At 71.5% G+C, this 17,154-nt stretch carries 14 protein-coding genes; 7 read left to right on the forward strand and 7 right to left on the reverse strand.

The window, feature by feature from the left end:
* Window positions 1–63 precede the first annotated feature (63 nt).
* From ACFWBD_RS09635 to ACFWBD_RS09645, 3 genes are all read left to right on the forward strand, one after another.
* A complete protein-coding gene (locus tag ACFWBD_RS09635; RefSeq protein ID WP_385665060.1) occupies window positions 64–2,268 on the forward strand; it encodes an ATP-binding protein in 2,205 nt (734 codons plus the stop codon).
* Between the two features lie 64 nt (window positions 2,269–2,332).
* Window positions 2,333–2,500, forward strand: coding sequence for a hypothetical protein (locus ACFWBD_RS09640; RefSeq protein WP_385665062.1), 168 nt, complete (start codon window positions 2,333–2,335; stop codon window positions 2,498–2,500).
* Window positions 2,501–2,711: 211 nt separating this feature from the next.
* Window positions 2,712–4,274 carry a BTAD domain-containing putative transcriptional regulator gene (locus ACFWBD_RS09645; RefSeq protein WP_385665065.1) on the forward strand — a complete coding sequence of 521 codons (1,563 nt, stop codon included), beginning with the start codon at window positions 2,712–2,714 and terminating at the stop codon, window positions 4,272–4,274.
* 29 nt (window positions 4,275–4,303) lie between these two features.
* Here the strand turns inward: ACFWBD_RS09645 and ACFWBD_RS09650 are convergent, their stop codons facing one another.
* From ACFWBD_RS09650 to ACFWBD_RS09670, 5 genes are all read right to left on the reverse strand, one after another.
* Window positions 4,304–5,677 carry a methylaspartate mutase gene (locus tag ACFWBD_RS09650; RefSeq protein WP_385665068.1) on the reverse strand — a complete coding sequence of 458 codons (1,374 nt, stop codon included), beginning with the start codon at window positions 5,675–5,677 and terminating at the stop codon, window positions 4,304–4,306.
* An 8-nt stretch (window positions 5,678–5,685) separates the two neighbouring features.
* Entirely contained in the window at window positions 5,686–6,153 is a 468-nt protein-coding gene (locus ACFWBD_RS09655) for a cobalamin-dependent protein (RefSeq protein WP_385665071.1), read from the reverse strand.
* A gap of 50 nt (window positions 6,154–6,203) precedes the next feature.
* Window positions 6,204–7,784 carry an amino acid adenylation domain-containing protein gene (locus ACFWBD_RS09660; protein ID WP_385665074.1) on the reverse strand — a complete coding sequence of 527 codons (1,581 nt, stop codon included), beginning with the start codon at window positions 7,782–7,784 and terminating at the stop codon, window positions 6,204–6,206.
* 76 nt (window positions 7,785–7,860) lie between these two features.
* A complete protein-coding gene (locus tag ACFWBD_RS09665) occupies window positions 7,861–8,925 on the reverse strand; it encodes a hypothetical protein (RefSeq protein ID WP_385665076.1) in 1,065 nt (354 codons plus the stop codon).
* Between the two features lies 1 nt (window position 8,926).
* The gene (locus tag ACFWBD_RS09670; RefSeq protein WP_385665079.1) at window positions 8,927–9,193 is read right to left on the reverse strand and encodes an acyl carrier protein; all 267 of its coding nucleotides are present in this window, start codon (window positions 9,191–9,193) and stop codon (window positions 8,927–8,929) included.
* A gap of 433 nt (window positions 9,194–9,626) precedes the next feature.
* Between ACFWBD_RS09670 and ACFWBD_RS09675 the strand changes: the two genes are divergently transcribed.
* Window positions 9,627–10,637 carry an aldose epimerase family protein gene (locus tag ACFWBD_RS09675; protein WP_385665082.1) on the forward strand — a complete coding sequence of 337 codons (1,011 nt, stop codon included), beginning with the start codon at window positions 9,627–9,629 and terminating at the stop codon, window positions 10,635–10,637.
* A gap of 6 nt (window positions 10,638–10,643) precedes the next feature.
* On the opposite strand, the gene ACFWBD_RS09680 is transcribed toward ACFWBD_RS09675, so the two are convergent.
* Complete coding sequence (locus ACFWBD_RS09680; RefSeq protein ID WP_385665085.1) at window positions 10,644–11,147, reverse strand: hypothetical protein; 504 nt, start codon at window positions 11,145–11,147, stop codon at window positions 10,644–10,646.
* A 538-nt stretch (window positions 11,148–11,685) separates the two neighbouring features.
* On the opposite strand from ACFWBD_RS09680, the gene asnB reads away from it, so the two are divergent.
* Both asnB and ACFWBD_RS09690 read left to right on the forward strand, forming a co-directional pair.
* On the forward strand, window positions 11,686–13,536 hold the full coding sequence (asnB, locus tag ACFWBD_RS09685; protein WP_385665088.1) for an asparagine synthase (glutamine-hydrolyzing): 1,851 nt from the start codon (window positions 11,686–11,688) through the stop codon (window positions 13,534–13,536).
* Window positions 13,537–13,767: 231 nt separating this feature from the next.
* Window positions 13,768–15,363: a class I adenylate-forming enzyme family protein gene (locus ACFWBD_RS09690; protein WP_385665091.1), complete on the forward strand. Its 1,596-nt coding sequence runs from the start codon at window positions 13,768–13,770 to the stop codon at window positions 15,361–15,363.
* A 35-nt stretch (window positions 15,364–15,398) separates the two neighbouring features.
* Here ACFWBD_RS09690 and ACFWBD_RS09695 read toward each other — a convergent pair whose 3' ends face one another.
* Window positions 15,399–15,926, reverse strand: a complete 528-nt coding sequence (locus ACFWBD_RS09695; protein WP_385665094.1) for an NUDIX domain-containing protein — start codon at window positions 15,924–15,926, stop codon at window positions 15,399–15,401.
* A gap of 256 nt (window positions 15,927–16,182) precedes the next feature.
* On the opposite strand from ACFWBD_RS09695, the gene ACFWBD_RS09700 reads away from it, so the two are divergent.
* Window positions 16,183–17,091 carry a TauD/TfdA family dioxygenase gene (locus ACFWBD_RS09700; RefSeq protein ID WP_385665096.1) on the forward strand — a complete coding sequence of 303 codons (909 nt, stop codon included), beginning with the start codon at window positions 16,183–16,185 and terminating at the stop codon, window positions 17,089–17,091.
* Window positions 17,092–17,154: the final 63 nt, after the last annotated feature.

A 17,154-nucleotide genomic window follows, 5' to 3' on the forward strand; every position in this document is an offset into this window, starting at 1 on the left:
CGTGACCGTCCCGGCCCGGACCATGCCCGGGACCCGCCGCCGACCCAGGGCCGCGGCGCTCGGATGAAACCAGACCGTGGTGAGACGGGTGAACAGCCGTCCGCCGGCGCCGGTGCGCCCGCGCGCGCATGGCAGAGCGCGTTCCTGCGCCGTTTCGTGGGACGCGAGGACGAACTGGACCGCTTCCGCGTGCTGCTGGAGGAACCCTCGGACCCGGCCGCGGTGCCGGACGACCGCACGAGCCCGGTCGCGGTGCTGGCGCTGCACGGGCCCGGGGGAATCGGCAAGACGACACTCCTGCGGCGCTTCGCTGTGGAAGCCGAGCAGCGCGGCCGGCACGTCGTCGAGGTGGACGCGGAACGGACCGAGCCGACCGAGCGGGCCTTCGCCGCCGCGGCGGACGTCGCCGGGACCGGTCGGCTGGTCCTGCTCGTCGACGCCGCGGACCACCTCGGGAGCCTGGAAAACTGGTTCAGGGACCGTTTCCTCACCCGGCTGGCACCGGGCTCCCTCGTGGTGCTCGCCGGACGTCGGCCCCCGAGCCTGCGCTGGCGCACCGACCCGGCCTGGTACGACACGCTCCGCGTCGTACCCCTGGAGGGCCTGTCCCCGGCCGGGTCGGCACGGCTGCTGCGGGACACGACGACCGGCCCGACCGCCGACTGGGCGGCCCGGCTCGCCTTCGCGGACGGGCACCCCCTCGCTCTGCGGCTCGTCGGCTCCGACCGGGGCGACGGACCGCCCGGCGAGTGGCAGCCGTCGCCGCACGTCGTCGAGGATCTCCTCAACCGCGTGGTGGGTCCCGTGCCGTCACCCGTCCACCGGCGGGCGCTGGAGATCTGCGCCCACCTGACAGAGGTCACCGAGGACCTGCTGCGGGTTCTCCTGCCCGACCACGCGCACGAGATGTTCGACTGGATGCGCCGGCAGCCCTACGCCACCAGCCACCGCAACGGCCTGCGCCTGCTGCCCGTGGTGGTCCGGGCGCTGGACCGGGACCTCAGATGGCGCGCGCCCGACTCCTACCTGTCGATGCACAAGGCGGTGCGGGCCCATCTGCACCACCTGCTCCGTTCCCGCCCGGAACCAGCTTCCCTGCGTGCCGCCGCGGCCTACAACCACATCCAGACGGGGGGGAGATGGCTCCCCGGCTTCGACTGGAGCGACCGCGACGACCGGGTGCGTGAGACCACCTGCGACGCCGAGGACGTCCCCCCGGTGCGGGCTTTGATGCGCGAGGAGTTGGGTGCGGAGAGCGAGGCGGCCCTCGACTTCTGGCTGCACCGACGGCCGGGCGGCTTCCGCGTGTACAGGTCGGTGCGGTCGGGTGAGGTCGTCGGCTTCCTCGGACTGTTGAACTTCGACCGGTGGGACGCGGTGGAAACGGCGATCGATCCCGTGGTCGCCTCCGTACGCGACCACGTGGAAGCCGGCCGGGAACTGCGCCCCGGCCGGCGGGTGCAGCTGGTGCGTTTCCTGCTGGTGCGCAGGCGTTCGGCGGACCGGCCGGCCGCGCTGGCCGGGATGCTGGCCCGGATCACCCGGGAACTTCTGAGCGAGGACCGGCTGGAGTGGACCTTCCACGCGTCCGGCCCAGACGACTGGACGGCACGCCTGCTGAAGTTCGCGGACTTCCGCCGGCTGCCGCGCGGGCCGCTGCTCGCCGAGCGGGCCGTCACACTCTTCGGACGCGACTGGGGCGCGATGGGAGTGAGCGAGTGGAGCGACCTGCTGGACGACCGGATGCTCTTCGGCCTGCGGACCTCCGGCATCACGAGCCTTCCGCGCACGTCCGTTCTGTCCAAGGCGTCCTTCGACCGTGCCGTGCACGACGCGCTGCGAGCCTGGCACCAGCGGGAGCGCCTGACCGCCAACCCTCTGCTGCACGCCGCGTTCGTCGCTTCCCGCTCCGGCGACCCGGAGGACAACCTGCGCACCCTGATCCTGCGGGCGATCGAGGCGATCGACCAGGATCCCAAGGCGAAACTGCAGAAGGCGGCCGTCCGGGAGACCTACGTGGAGGGCGGCAGCACCCAGCAGGCCGTGGCCCGGGAGCTGTCCCTGTCCTTCAGCACCTACCGCCGTTACCTGAAACAGGGCATCGCGCGGGTGAGCTGGCAGCTGTGGAAGCAGGAGCTGACGCAGGCCGCGCTGGCCGCCACGTCCTCCTGGACGGCGCCCTGCCCGCCCGGACACCGTGATCGGCCCGCTCCGGCACAGCCCATCAGGGCGGTATCCGGAAGAGATAGCGCCGTCAAAGGGGAGTGATTACACGGCCTCCTAATTTTCACTCAGAAGCAGAATGCAGTGGAGAAGCGAGTGGGAGCAGCCCATGAACCGTATCGACGCACTCGTCGTGAAAGCCGTCACCGTAGTCACCGTCGTCGTCGCCGCCCTCGCTCCGCTGGGCACGGCGGCCGGCGGAGCCGCCGCACAGCCGCAGCACGCGGTCACCACGCAGGCCGACGGTGCCAACGACGACACCAACCCCTGGAGCTGACGGCCCCGGCCGTCAGCCGGCGCACCGCGGTGGTCGCGAGGCGCCGCGGCGGTGACGTCCTGGACGGACACACGAGCGGTGACCAGCCGCGCGTCCCCGCCTTCGCCGGCCTCCGTCCCGCCCGCGGGAGGCCCGCGCGGCCGACGGGAGTCTTTCGACGGTCCGGCCGTCGGTAGCGACATATTGCAGCACCAGCTGGAAATGAGGTCGTGTGGATTTCCGAATACTAGGCTCTCTCCAGGCGAGCGCGGACGGCGTGACCGTCCCGCTCGGCGGAGTGATCAAACGCCGTCTGGCCGCCTATCTCCTGCTCAACGCCGACCGGGTCGTGCCCACGCACAAGCTGCTCGACGTCCTGTGGCCCGAGGAGACCCCCCGTACCGCGCGCAAGATGATCGGCAACGCAGTCCGGGGCCTGCGGCTCGATCTGGCGCACGGGGCCCCGGAGACCCGGGCGGTCCTGCTGACCCGCGCTCCCGGATACCAGTTGCGCGTCGACCCCGACGCCGTGGACCTGTTCCGGTTCCGCCGGACCGTGGAACGCGCACGGGCCGAAGCCGGCGCCGGCGCGCATGCCGCTGCGGCACGCACGCTGCGCGAGGCGCTCGGGCTGTGGCGGGGGGCCGCACTTGCCGACCTGGCGGAGGATGGCCTGAAATGGCCCGAACTGGACGGCCTGGAGAGCGAGCGACTGGACGCCCTCGAGAACTACTTCGAAGCCGGGCTGGCGATCGGCAACCACCACGAACTCCTGGGTGAGCTGCAGACGGCCGTCGCCGAGGACCCCCTGCGGGAGCGGCTGAGCGGCCAGCTGATGCTGGCGCTCTACCGGTGCGGCCGGCAGACGGAGGCGCTGTCGGTGTTCCGCCGCATCAGGGGCGAACTCGTGGAACAGTACGGCCTGGAGCCGTCGCGGGAGCTGCAACGTCTGGAACGCGACATCCTGGAACACGCCCCCGACCTGGACATGCCGTCGGCCGCGCCGACCGAGCCGGTGACTGTGGAGCACCAAAGGGCGTCCGAGCAGGCGCGCGTGCCGTCCCTCGTCGGGCAGCAGGCCGCCCGCCGGCCGGACGTCTCCGGCGCCCCGTTGATGAGCCGTGTGCTGTCGCGGATGGCTCCCGACGGCAGACACGATCATGGTGTGGTGCCCGCCCTCGTCGAGGACGGCGGACGGCAGGGTACGGGACACCGGGCGGGGCACCGGCGCGGACGTGTCAGCGTCGTTCTGGTGTGGGTGCGTCACGACCTGCCCGACGGCCACGACCTGGACGGCGTCCAGCAGGCCATGGCGGAGATCGAAGCGTTGATGCGGCAGGAGTGCGCGCGCAACGGGGGGATTGTCGGGTCGGCGACGGCACCGATGTACTCCGCCGTGTTCGGCGCCGACAGCCCCCGCCGGGACGACGCCACGCGTGCGGTGCGGACCGCCTTCGCCGTGCGGGACTGGCTCGACTTCAGCCGCCTGCGCGGCGGCGCGTCCAGCGCCCGTCTGCACGTCGCCGTGGGCACCGGCGACGCCTGTCTGGCGTACCTGTCGGCGCACCACGGCGTTCCGAGCGTCACGGGGGATCCGGTCGACCGGTGCTTCCGGCTCCTGGCGATGGCCCCCGAGGGCCAGGTACGGGTGTGTGAGGCCACCCGTCGGGCGACGGAGCCGGACATCTCCTACCACCTGGGTCCCGAGCCCCCGGACGGCTGGGAGGCGGTCCGCTCCCGGCCCGCCGCGTTCCACGGCCTGCAGACGGAAGACGCGTTCCTGGGGACCGGTTGAGCCATGGAGGGGCCGGCCCGCGCCGGGGCTCACGGCCCGACCTCGCCGAAGAGGTGCGGGAAGTGGTTGATGTCACGCGTGACCCGTTCGATCAGGGTGCGCATGCTGTGCAGCCCGTCGGCGAGGCCGAGGCCGTCGCGGTGGCGCAGCACCGCGGCGCGGGACAACGGCAGCGCACCGGGTACGGCGTAGCGGATCGCACCGCAGGCGTCACGGCAGGGCAGCACGTCGCTCCGGGCGTACCGGCTGGCACTGAACGGGATGTCGAGCGTGCCGTCGGCGAACGCCGCGACGACGGCACGGGCCGGGTCGGCGGCGCCGAGGACCGGGGCGACGAGGTCGTCCACTTCGGCGAGCAGCCACTCCAGTTCCTCCTCGACCCGTTCGGTGTCGACGGTGACGAAGTCCAGCAGCGGTGAGTTGGCGACCGCGGCCAGGCGCATGCCGTCGATGTTCGCCTGGGCGTCGGGAATGCCCAGTGCCTCCTGGTGGGTCTTGGTGACCAGTTTGGCCGCGCCGCCCAGCCGGGCGGTGAGCGCACCGTAGAAGATCAGCTGCTCGGCGTGGGACCGCCGGGTGGGGAAGACGCCCATGAACTCGTGCAGTACGGGATACACCTCGACGTCCGCCGGCAGATAGCGCCGCGCCAGTTCGGGGATGGCGCGCAGTGCGGCGACGTCCTGGGCGAGGTGTCCGCCCTGCGGATAGGACAGGGACAGACAGCCCACGCCCTCGGCGGCGGCGAGAGCGGCCTCGATGACGCCGATGGCCAGGCTGATCGACGGTGGCGTCAGCACGCCGGTGAGGGTGCCGAACAGCTCGCGGTCCACCGTCAGCCCGGCGCGCCGCAGGTCACCGGTCATCGCGTCGACCTCGCGCCAGCAGGCCAGCGAGTGCGCGAGCGGTACGTCCTTGCAGTAGGGGAGGTTGTAGGAGATGCCGCCGCCCTCGAACGATGTCGCGCCGGCCGCCATGGCGACCTCGAACAGACGGCGGGCGTCCGGGGAGCCGTGCCGGATCTCCACCGGCGCGGACACCGACTCGACCAGTTCGCGGCCACGCCGCCAGCCGTGCGCCACGAGCGGGTAGCCGTTGAGCGCGCCCGGGTCGGTACCGGCCAGGCGGGAGGCGTGCTCGAAGCGGTTGAGCCGTGTGTGGGAGTCGATGGTGATGGTCAGGACGTCCGGCTGTGCACCGGCGTCGAGGGAGCGCATCAGCTCCAGCATCTCGGCGTGTCCGCCTACTCCGCAGCGGGGCTGGACGGCCACCACCGCGTCCTTCACCGAGCGGGCCAGTACGTCGCGGGCGGTCGGCGTCCCGCGTGTTCGGGCGTAGCGCACGATGTCGGCCGTGGACGGAAGGTCCGGGTCGGTGAGGGGGTGCGCGTCGGGGGAGAGGTGCATGTTCCGGCTCATATCGCTCGGGGGAGCTGGGACCGCGTGGTCCGCCGGGCCAGTTCGCGCAACAGGGGGAGGAGATCGCTCAGCTCGGACAGGATGTGGTCCACACCGAGCCGGTGCAGCCGGTCCAGCGCGCCGGGATCCTTCCTGCTGCCCACGGACAGGTTGCCGCCGAGGACCACCGGGCAGGGCAGCTGCCCGGCGGCGCGGGCGGCGGGCAGGTCACGCAGGTCCTCGTGGGCGTGGCCGTTGAGACTGCCGATCACCACGGCGAGCACGCCGGTGTTCTCGCGCACGGCCCGGACGAACTCCGAGACCGGCGTACAGGCACCCAGATTGATCACGGTGTAGCCCTCGGCGCGCAGATCGTGCGCGATCAGCTGGTTGGCCACCGCGTGCGCGTCGCTCGCCGTCACGCCCAGCACGACCACGTCGTGCGCGGACTCCGGCGAGTCGGTGTGCGCGGGAACGCCCCGCATGGATTCTCCTTCCCTGTGGACCGGCTCGGTGCCTGCTGCCCGGACCGGACTCACGGACCGGTGCCGCCGGCCAGCGTCTCGGCCAGTGCCCTGGTGGCCCGGACGTCCTGTTTGCCGTTGGCGTTGACCTTGATCTCGGGCACCACGTACACGCGCCGGGGCACCAGTTCCCGCGGCAGCAGGGAGGCCAGCCGGGTGCGGATCTCGCGCTCCGTGGGCGGCGTCTGTCCGGACCGGTCGTCGAAGACCACAAAAGCCTCCACCGTGTCCAGGACACCGCCGCGTACGACGTCGAACGCGGCATCGGCGAGCCGCGGCAGCGAAAGTACGTGGCGGCGCAGCTCCGCCGTCTCGAACCGGTGGCCGCTCACCTTCAGTTGACTGTCCTGCCGTCCGAGGTGAAGCAGCGCGCCGTCGGGCAACACCTCGACGATGTCGCCTGTGCGGTAGGCGCGGCCGCCGAAAGCGGGGTCGTCGAAAAAGCGGTCACCACCGCCGCCGAGGTAGCCGCGGGCGATGCCGAAGCCGCTGATGATCAGCTCGCCCTGGCCGCCCACGCCCACCGGTCCGCCGCGGTCGTCCACCACGTAGGCCGCGGTGTTCCAGGCGGGGCTGCCGATGGGCAGCGTGGGCAGGTCGGGCATGTCCCGCACCGCGAAGCGGTAGGCGCAGCAGCCGATCGTGGTCTCGGTGGGCCCGTAGTGGTTGACCACCTCCACGCCGTCGAGCCGGTCGGCCATCTGCCGCAACAGGGCGGGTTCCAGCGGCTCACCGCCGATCATCAGCCGTCTGGCGACCGACCGGTAGTCGGGCTGGAACATGCGCTCGAACAGCCGGAAGTGACTGGGGGTGGCCTTGATGAAGTCGTACGGTCGCGCGCGTCGGGCGTACAGGCTCGCATAGTCCGTCGAGTGTTCGATCATGACGATCGTGCGGCCGTGCGCGAGGGGCACCCAAAGCGTGGTGAGCGCCAGGTCGAAGCTCATGCTGGCGAACACCGGACAGGCGGCGCCGCCGGCCTGCGGCAGGACGTGGGTCGCCGCCCAGCCGATGTAGTTGACCAGGGAGCGGTGCTCCACCAGCACGCCCTTGGGCAGCCCCGTGGAGCCGGAGGTGAAGACCACGTAGGCCAGATCGTCGTGATGCGGGTCGGACGTGACCGTGGCCGGAGCGTCCGCCGGCAGGTCCGGCACGCCGGAGGTGTCCAGCGTGGGCAGGCCGGAGGCGCACTCGACGGAGCCGGTGCCGTCCCACAGCATGAAGCGGGGCCGGACCTGGTCGAGGATGAGGCGCACGCGCCCGACCGGGTTGGTCGGGTCGATCGGCGCGTAGGCCCCGCGGACGGCCATCACCGCGATCATCGCCGCGACCGTCTCCGCGCTGCGGCGCGCGATGACGCCGATGACCTCGCCGGGCTGCACGTCCATCTCGCGCAGCCTGGCGGCGAGGGACACGCTGCGCCGCCACAGCTGCCGGAACGTGGTGGTGGTGTCACCGCATTCGAGCGCCACCGCGTCCGGCGTGGTCTCGGCCCACCGGCGTATCAGCTCCACCACGGAGGACGCCGGCAGCTCCCTGCGTTCGCCCACGAGGGTGGCGCCCGGAAACTCCCCTGCTCGGTGGCCGGTCATGGCAAAACCTCTCTTCGTCTCGTGGAGGGGTACCCGGTCCCATCGGGACCGGGTGGTGGAGGGCTGGGTCCAGGCCCTAACGCCAGCCTCGGCCCGAGACACCGCGGAAGTCCCACACGTCGAGTTGGTGCACGTCCGCGAGCTCGGCCGGGACGGGATCCGAGCCGGTCGCGCGGAGCAGGAGGCCGGGCAGCGGCCGGTCACGGGTGGGCCGGCCGGTAGGCTCGACGAACTCGGCGCCCAGGCCGGCCAGGACCTTGGCCCCCGCCTCCGCCAAGTCCCTGGTCCACATGAGCACGCGGGTGCCGGGCAGAAACTCGTGAGCGATCTCGACGAGGTCCGCGTAGACCTCTGGGGTCCGGGCCTCGCACTCGACGACGGTGGTCGGTGTCGGTCCCCCGTCGTCGTCCACGCCGGAGCGATGGGCGACGAGATAGCCTTCCGCGCCTCCCTCCCCCGACCGCGCGACGAGGTAGTAGTACTTCGCCAGCGGGTTGGAGGCGCGCCAGCCGAAGTACGCGCTGTCGCGCGTGACGCGGACACGGCCGTCGGCGGGCACCGCGCGCAGCACCCCGGTCATGGCGTCGAGGTCCGGGGCGTGTGTCGCGGTGACCGGCAGACCGGAGCGTGGGCCGCGGATGACGGGCAGTTCGTCCCACGGGCCGCGGTGCCCGGCGCCGGGGGCCCGCGTCAGCACGGACTGTCCCCAGACGCCGACCTGCCGCCAGCCGCGGACCAGCATCGCCGGCACGGTGCCCTGGTCGCCGAAGTCGAGCAGCCACGGGACCCTGTCACGGCGCAGCCGGGAGAGCACTTCGTCGACCATCGCGTGGAAGAGCGAGCTGTTGCGGTATTCGGCCGCGACGATCGTGTCCGTCAGGCAGGGCAGCGTGAACCGCCGCCCGTCCCTCTCCCAGCAGGAGCCGAACGCCCCGACCATGCCGATAAGTTCGGCACCGTCGGCCGACGGGGAGCGGGCGATCACCGTGTAACGGCCGTCGAGGTATGGATTGGCGCGGTACTTCCACGCCAGGTACGCCTGGTTTCCCGCCGGTCCGCCGGCCCACAGACCCTCCTGGAGGGCGCAGATCTCCGCGTGATCGGCGGATGTGAAGCCGGTGACGGTGAATTCCGCGGGCACGTCAGGCTTCCCCTCGCTTCGCACGGACGAACCGGGCGATCGTCTCCAGGGTGCGGAAGTTGTCCTCGAGCACGTCGGCACCGGTGATGGGGATGCCGAACCGCGTCTCCAGCTCGACGAAGAGCTGAAGGAACATCGAGGAGTCGAGGACGCCGCCGGCCATGAGGTCGTAGTCGACCGGGATGGAGTCCGTCAGCAGGAGGTCGCACAGGATCGTGTGCACCTTCTCGAGTACCGCGCTCTCGGTCGGCGCGAAGCCGTATTCCATGTCCCACCCGTCTCCGTAGATGCGCCACCCGGCGCGGGTCACAACTGCCCGCCTCGCAGGATCGGTCGTCGCCCGCAATTCCGTGGGGGAATCGCCGCCGCATGTTGAACCTAACGCGGCCGGACAATCAGTGAGGTAATCGCAGGGCCCCCTCCGCGGCAATCGATCCGTCCGTCGCGTGGCCATCGCGTAATTACCCGCCGGTGAGGGACGGAACGTCGCGCTTACCGGATGGTGGGCGGAATGCGGGGCCTGCGTGACTACCGTCTAGGCCGTGTTGCGGAAGTAGCGCCGGCCGCCCGAGGGCGGGACAGGCGGGACTTCTTGAACACGGCCCAGCGGTCAGGGCGGGATTCTGCTGTGCCGACCGGATCCTTCCCGCAACGCCACACCCACCCGCCGGCGCGTGCCGCCGGCGCGGAGAGGAGACCCTGTGACCTCACGCCCCCGTATCGAACGCACCACCGTCGGCATCGCGCCCGCCCGCGCCGGGCGCCCTGCCGCCGAGGTGGAGTCGTACGCGCTGGACACCGGCAAGGGGCCCGCGATCACGGTGTGGAGCTACGGCGCCACTCTGGTCGAGGTCCGTGTACCGGACCGGGAGGGCCGGTGCGCCAATGTCTGCGTGCGGTTGACCGACCTCGACTCCTACCTGGACCGCGGGAGGAACCCCTACGTCGGTGCCAGCGTCGGCCGCTACTGCCGCTGCGTGGCGGGCGCGGAGTTCACCCTCGACGGGGTGCGCCACACGCTGGACCGCAACGAGGGCGAGCACCATGTGCACGGCGGATCCGAGGGTCTCGACCGCCGCGTGTGGTCGGCCGACGCGTCGAGCGACGGCGACGCCCTGGAGGTGCGGTTGTCGGTGACCAGCCCGGACGGCGACCAGGGCTACCCCGGCGAACTGGCGGTGTGTGCGAGCTACCGGATCGGACCGGACGGCACGCTGGACATCGGGTACACCGCGCGCACCACGGCGCCCACCATCGTCGGCATGACCCACCACGCGTTCTGGAACCTGGCGGGTGAGGGCACGGTCGACGGGCACCGGCTCCGCCTCGACGCGACCGAGGCGGTGCGCTTCGACGCGGACCTGATCCCCCTTCCCGGCGCTCCCGAGGACGTCCGCGGCACTGCCCGCGACTTCACGGCCGAGCGGTCGCTGGACGGCGTCGTCGTCGACAACTGCTTCCTGGCGTCGGACGGGCCGGTGCTCGCGGAGCTGTCGCATCCGGCCAGCGGCCGGGTGATGCGGGTCAGTACGGACCAGCCGGCCGTCGGCGTCTACACCGGGGACTGGTTCGCCCAGCGCCCGCGTGGCGGGATCTGCCTGGAGACCGGGGCGTTGCCGGACGCGCCGAACCGCCCGGACTTCCCGTCCGCGCGGCTCGACCCGGGCGACGTCCACCGGCACCGCACCGTCCACCGGTTCGGCTGCGGCTGAGACGGCTCAGGTCAGAACGCGGTACAGGTGGATCCGTCGCGGCCCCGCTCCGTCGTCGGACACCGCGGCGCAGCGGCGGAAGCCCAGAAGCACCATGCACTCCACGGTGGACTCTATGTCCGGATTGGCTTCGGCCCGCAGCACGTCCGCGCCGCGCTCACGCGCGAGCGCCATGGCCCGGCGCAGGCACAGCGGCCCGGCGAGCGAGGCGGCGGCGACGAGATCGGGCCGGACGGCGAGCCTGCTCAGGTAGGCCGGACTGCGGGCCGCCGGGAAGACTCCCGGCGGCACCTCGAAGGCCGGCGCCTCGGTGAGGGTGAACATGGCGGCGGCCCGCCCTTCGCTGCGCAGCAGGTGCACCAGACCGTTGCGGACCCGGAACTCCGTGGTGGCGGGATTGCGCCGCGGTACGGGGGAGGCGAACCGCTCCGCCTGACAGCGGTCGCTCGCGCACAGCAGTTCGTGCACCTCGGCGGCGTCCGTGGCGACTTCCCAGACCGGCGTCCTCATCGCGCACCCGACTTCACGGTGACGGTCATGAATACTCCATCCGGCATGTTCTTCTCCTTCACGTCCGGTGGCCTCTGTATCGCGGCCGCCGCGAGCGTAGACGGACTTCCTTCCGCGACGGTTAATCCGGAACAGGTCCAGGTATTCCATGGGAACTGTCCGGTAATTCGGGGGATGCGGCCGCGCGCTCTGTTACTCGGCAATGGAACTCCCTTACCGGAGACGATATGTGCCCGAGAGTTCCGCTGCTACTCTCTCGCAGAGAGCGCGGGCCTTGTGCAATCGCGACATTCGAAGGTGGACGAGTCGTTTCGGAGAAGGCGGCCGGGACGGACACCCGCCCGGCCTTCTCCGCACCGGGGGGCCGCCCTCGCCCGCCGCCGGATCACGGCTCCGCTGTACGAGACGCCGGTGTCGCCGGGCGGCACGAGCGGCCCGTGCCGCATCCGCCGTGGTCCGAGTACCGAAGCGGCGTCCGGCAGGGTCCGCCCGGACCCCGGTCCGCTTCCCGGTTCTGCTTCCCGAAGGAGACAGTCGAATGTGTGGTATCGCCGGATGGGTCGCCTTCCAGCGTCATGTGGGCCGGGAGCAGCAGGTCCTGGACGCGATGACCGGGACCATGTCCTGCCGCGGCCCGGACGCGGCCGGCACGTGGACCGACCCGCGCGGACATGCCGCGCTGGGCCACCGGCGGCTGGCGGTCATCGACCTCGACGGCGGCGCCCAGCCGATGACACTGGACACCCCTGCGGGCACGCTGGCCCTGGTCTACAGCGGCGAGGTCTACAACTACCGTGAACTGCGGGAGGAGTTGCGCCGCCGGGGGCATGTCTTCCGCTCCGCCGGCGACACCGAGGTGGTGCTGCGCGGCTACCTGGAATGGGGTGAGGCGGTCGCCGACCGGCTGAACGGCATGTACGCGTTCGCGGTCTGGGACGCGCGCTCGGCGAAACTGGTGATGATCCGCGACCGCATGGGCGTCAAACCGCTGTACTACCAGCCCACGGCGGACGGCGTCCTGTTCGGCTCGGAGCCCAAGGCGCTGCTGGCCAACCCGCTGGCCACCAGGGCCGTCGGCCTGGAAGGGCTGCGTGAGCTCTTCGGCTTCGTCAAGACGCCGGGACACGCGATATGGGCGGACATGCGCGAAGTCAGGCCTGGCACGGTCACCACGGTCGACGCGGGCGGCGTACGTGAGCACGTCTACTGGACGCTGACCACGAAAGAGCACACCGACGACCTGACGACCACCATCGCCCACGTGCGCGAACTGCTCGAGGACATCGTGGCTCGGCAGCTGGTCGCCGATGTGCCGCTCTGCCTGCTGCTCTCCGGCGGACTGGACTCCAGCGCGGTGACCGCGCTGTCGGCGCGGCGACTTGCCGCCCACGGCAAGAAGGCGCACAGCTTCGCCGTCGACTTCGCAGGACAGAGCGAAAACTACGTACCGGACGCGGCACGGCCCACGCCGGACGCGCCCTACGTGCGGGACATGGTCGCGCACGTGGGCACCGTGCACACGGACGTCGTCCTTGACACGGGCTCGCTGGCCGACCCGGCCGTCCGCCGCGCCGTGATCACCGCGCGGGACATGCCTGTCGGTACCGGTGACACGGACGTCTCGCTCTACCGGCTGTTGCACGCGGTCCGCCAGCACTCGACGGTGGCGCTGTCCGGTGAGAGCGCCGACGAGGTGTTCGGCGGGTACCACTGGCAACGCTCCCTGGAGGCGCAGCAGGCGGGCACCTTCCCCTGGATGTCGCCGGCGAACGGGTTCCCCCCGGGCACCCAGGGGCGGGACGGCTCCGTACTGCGGCCCGAACTGCTCGACGCGCTGGACCTGCCCGGCTACATCGCGGACCGCTACGCCGACGCGGTGGCCGAGGTGGAGCACGTGCCCGGTGACGACCCGGAGGCCCGCGCCCGGCGGGTGACCTCGCACCTTGGCATCACCCGGTTCATGCGCACGCTGCTGGACCGCAAGGACCGGCTGAGCATGGCCGTCGGCTTGGAGGTGCGGGTGCCGTTCTGCGACCACCGGCTGGTGGAGTACGTTCACAACACGCCGTGGGCCATGAAGAGTTTCGACGGCCGCGAGAAGAGTCTGCTGCGCGCGGCCGTCCGGGACGTGCTGCCCGCCTCCGTCGCCGACCGGGTCAAGAGCGCGTACCCGTCCATCCAGGACCCGGGCTACCTGACCGTGTTGCGCGGGCAGGCGAAGGAGCTGCTCGTCGAACCGGAGCACCCGGTGTTCGACCTGGTCAGCAAGGTGTGGCTGGAGGAGGCCGTGAACGGCGGGACGGGCCCGGCCGTGCGGAGCGGGCTGGAGCGCTGCCTGAACCTCGCGACCTGGCTCGACGCCCACCGCCCCCGGCTGCTGCTGACCTGAAGCGCTCCGGAGCACCACCCGGGAAGGTCATCGCGCCGACGCTGCCGCGCCCGCTCGGCCGACAGTCCCGGCCGGCACGTGCCGGGTACGGCGTTCCCGTCGGCGGGCCTGCCGGCCGGAGCGGTGGCGGCCCGGCCGAGCGGACCCGCGGCCCATACCGCACGGTCGCACCGCACCCACCCGACCAACCTCTTCCACGATCCGTAGTGAGCCATGAGGGAGTGCCGTTCGATGACCTCCGCCGACCACATACGCGCCCATGAGTACCTGGGAGCCGGCCCGGATTTCCCGCACTCGGCGTGGCGCACCCCGTTCGACGCGCTGCACCGGTTCGCGCGGCGTCAGGGCGACGCGCCACTGATCACCGCCGTGGCCCGCGACGGTACGGAGACCACGCTGGACTACCGCACCGCCGAGACCGCGAGCGCGCGGCTCGCGGGATGGCTGTGCGCCGAGTTCGGCACCGCGCGCCCGGCCGTGCTCGCGCTCGCGCCGACGAACGATGTGCCCTCCGTCCTCGCGGTGCTGGGAGTGCTCCGCGCCGGGTTCGGCCTCCTCATGCTCGGTCCCTCCGATCCACCGGAACGCCGTGCCCTGCAGATCGAGGCCGCCGGCGCGCTCGCCGTGCTGCGCGTACCCGGCACCGACGCGCCGCACGAGGACTCCACGGCGCTGCCACACTGGGAGGACCTGCAGGAGCGGGCCCTGCCCCTGCCACCCCTCGACCCGGCCGCCGACGCGCTGTACTTCGCGACGTCCGGCTCCACCGCGGCGTCCAAGCTCGTCGCCCAGTCCCACGTCAACGCGGTGGCCAACGCCGAGGCGGTGCGACGCCACCACGTCCTGGTCCCCGGCGACCGGGTGCTGGGGTGCCTGCCCATCCACCACGTCAACGGACTGCACTTCACCGTGCTGGGCACCATGACGGCCGGGGCGCACACGATCCTCGCCGAGTCGTTCTCGCCGATGACCTATCAGAAGACGCTGCGGCACTACCGTCCCCGCATCGCGAGCGTGGTACCGGGCGTGCTCGAAGCGCTCGTGGAGACCTGGCGCGGCGCCGAAGTACCACCGGACTTCGACTACTTCGTCTCGGCGGCGGCCCCGCTGACCACGCGCACGGCCCGCGCGGTCGCCGACCGGCTCGGCACCCGGGTGCTCCAGGCCTACGGCCTCTCCGAGACCACGAACTTCTCCACCACGATGCCGGCGGATCTATCCGACGAGACCTACCGTCGGCTCATGCTGGATCCGGACATCCCCTCGGTCGGCGTGGCCGTCTATGGCAACGAGGTGGCGGTGCTCGACGAGAACTGCCGTCCGGTGCGCCCGGGACAGGTGGGTGAGGTGTGCATGCGAGGCTTCAACGTGATGTCCGGCTACGCCGGCAACGCCGGGGCCACCGCGGAGGCGTTCCGTGACGGATGGTTCCACTCACAGGACCTCGGTCACGTGGTGCGGGAGGAGGGACGCGAGTACGTGGTCCTCACCGGCAGGCTGAAGAACATCGCCAAGGTGTCCGGGGAGACCGTGTCACTGGAGGAGATGGACCGCGTCCTGCGCGCCCTGCCGGAGGTCCGCGACGCGGCCTGCGTCACGGTCCCGGACCGGTTCACCGGAGAGAGCATCATCGCGGCCGTGGTGCTCACCGGGCGCGCGGACGCGGCGGATCCCTGGACGGCGCTGCGGGCGAGGTTCTCTCCGGCGGTACTGCCTTCGCGCCTGGTACCGGTGGACGAGATACCGCGCACCGCGACCGGGAAGGTGCTGCGCCCCCGGCTGTCCGCGTCACTGTCCGAGGCACTCGCCTCGGGCCGGCTGCGGTGAAGGGCGGGCCCTCGGCCGGTGCGGACGGAAGGGCTTCAGGACTCGAGCCGCGAGCGGCCGGCCAACGCGGCGGCCAGTGCCCGGGTGTGCCCGGGAAAGGCGAGTTCCACCGCTTCGCCGAGCACGTGACAGCCCTGCGTCTCGAATGTGGGCACCAGCTCGGGAAGTCCCGTGGCCGCCAGCTCCGGCAACAGCGCGAACAATTCCAGCGTGTCCCGTGTGCTGTGCGCCCCGTAAAGACGCACATCCTGTGCGGACGCCACAATTCCGGTTTCCTCACGGAATTCACGCACGGCCGCTTCCCGCCAGTTCTCCCCGGCCTCCAGATATCCGCCGGGCAGCGCCAGCCGGCCGCGTCCCGGGGGAAGGGAACGGCGGATCACGACGATTCCGCGCGAGCCGTCCCCCCGCGTCACCGGCTGCAGCACGACCGCAACGGGCAGCGGGTTGCGCCATTGCGTCTCACCGCACGCACGGCACTCCAACGGCCAACTCGTGCTGTCCGGGTAGGCGGAGCCGCAGTACGGGCAGTGCGTGACACGGCGTCCGTGCGTGAATCCCATGAACGCCTCGTCTCCAGTCAGGTCGGAAAGGGGGGCCCAGCCTAACGATTACCGGAGAACTCGCGGATAACCGACCGGCTATCGGCCGTGCCCCACCACGGCTGTGCGCAATTTCCGGGATGTTCCGGACCCCTCCCTAATGTGTTCCACGTGCTGAGCCGAAGCCGCAGGAGCAGAGGTCCGGGGGAGGATTTCTCAGCGGCGTGCACCGTCGGATTCTCCTGGCAGCTGATGCGTCCGAGCAAAGGAACCGAGCATGAGACAGCCCGCCGCCGCACCCTTCGAAACCCCACGCACGGCAGAACACGGCGCCACGTACGGAGGTTTCCGGGCCTCGCCGTCCGATCCCCACATCGCTCCGAGAGAAGCGCTGCTGGGCAACGCGACGCGTCCGCACAGCCCGACCGCGCGCGTCGTGGAGGGCGGGCAAACCGGTAGCGGCGCCCTGCACCAGGAGATCACCGAACAGCTGTGGAACCAGGGACTGGCCGTCGTACAGCTCAACGAGCCACTGCCGCACCACCGCTTCACGGAGCTCGGCGAGTTCCTGGGCACGGCGATACCGGAGACGGACCCCGCGGTACAACCCTTCGTACAGGAGCGCGTCATCCTCAACCTCCGCAGCCGGCACGCGCCCACCCAGGACGTGTCGCTGCAGCCCTTCGCCCGTAACTCCCTCAGCCTGCACTCCGAGAGCAGCGGCGCCGGTGTGGCGAGACAGCCCCGGTACATCGTGCTCATGTGCGTCACCCCCGGCGAAGACACGGGGCACGCCCGGACCGTGCTGGTGCCCATGCGGGAGGTGGCACGCCGCCTGTCGCCCAGCACGCTCGAATTGCTCTCCCGCACCAGTTACCGGGACAGCCCGGAGGCGCCGGCCATCGCGCGTCACGTCGACGACCGCTGGGTGTTCTCCTACCGGGACTTTCTCGACCAGGAACTGCGGTGGACGCACAGCCGGCCGGACACCGACCCCGGGACGGTCAACGCGGCACTGTGCGAACTGCTGGCCGCCATGTACGCGCCCCAAGAGACGATCGGTGTGCGCTGGCGCCGGGGACTGCTCGTCGTGATCGACAACACGTACCACTTCCACGGCCGGACCGCCGGTACCGCGGCACCGCCGCGACAGGAACGCCACCTGCAGCGCCTGCGCATCCGATAGGGACCGACCGGGTCGTCCCGCCGGACCCGGCACACCCGCACCGCCTCCGGCCGGACGCCGGCC

The sequence above is a fragment of the Streptomyces sp. NPDC060002 genome (assembly GCF_042737245.1).
GTDB lineage: Bacteria > Actinomycetota > Actinomycetes > Streptomycetales > Streptomycetaceae > Streptomyces.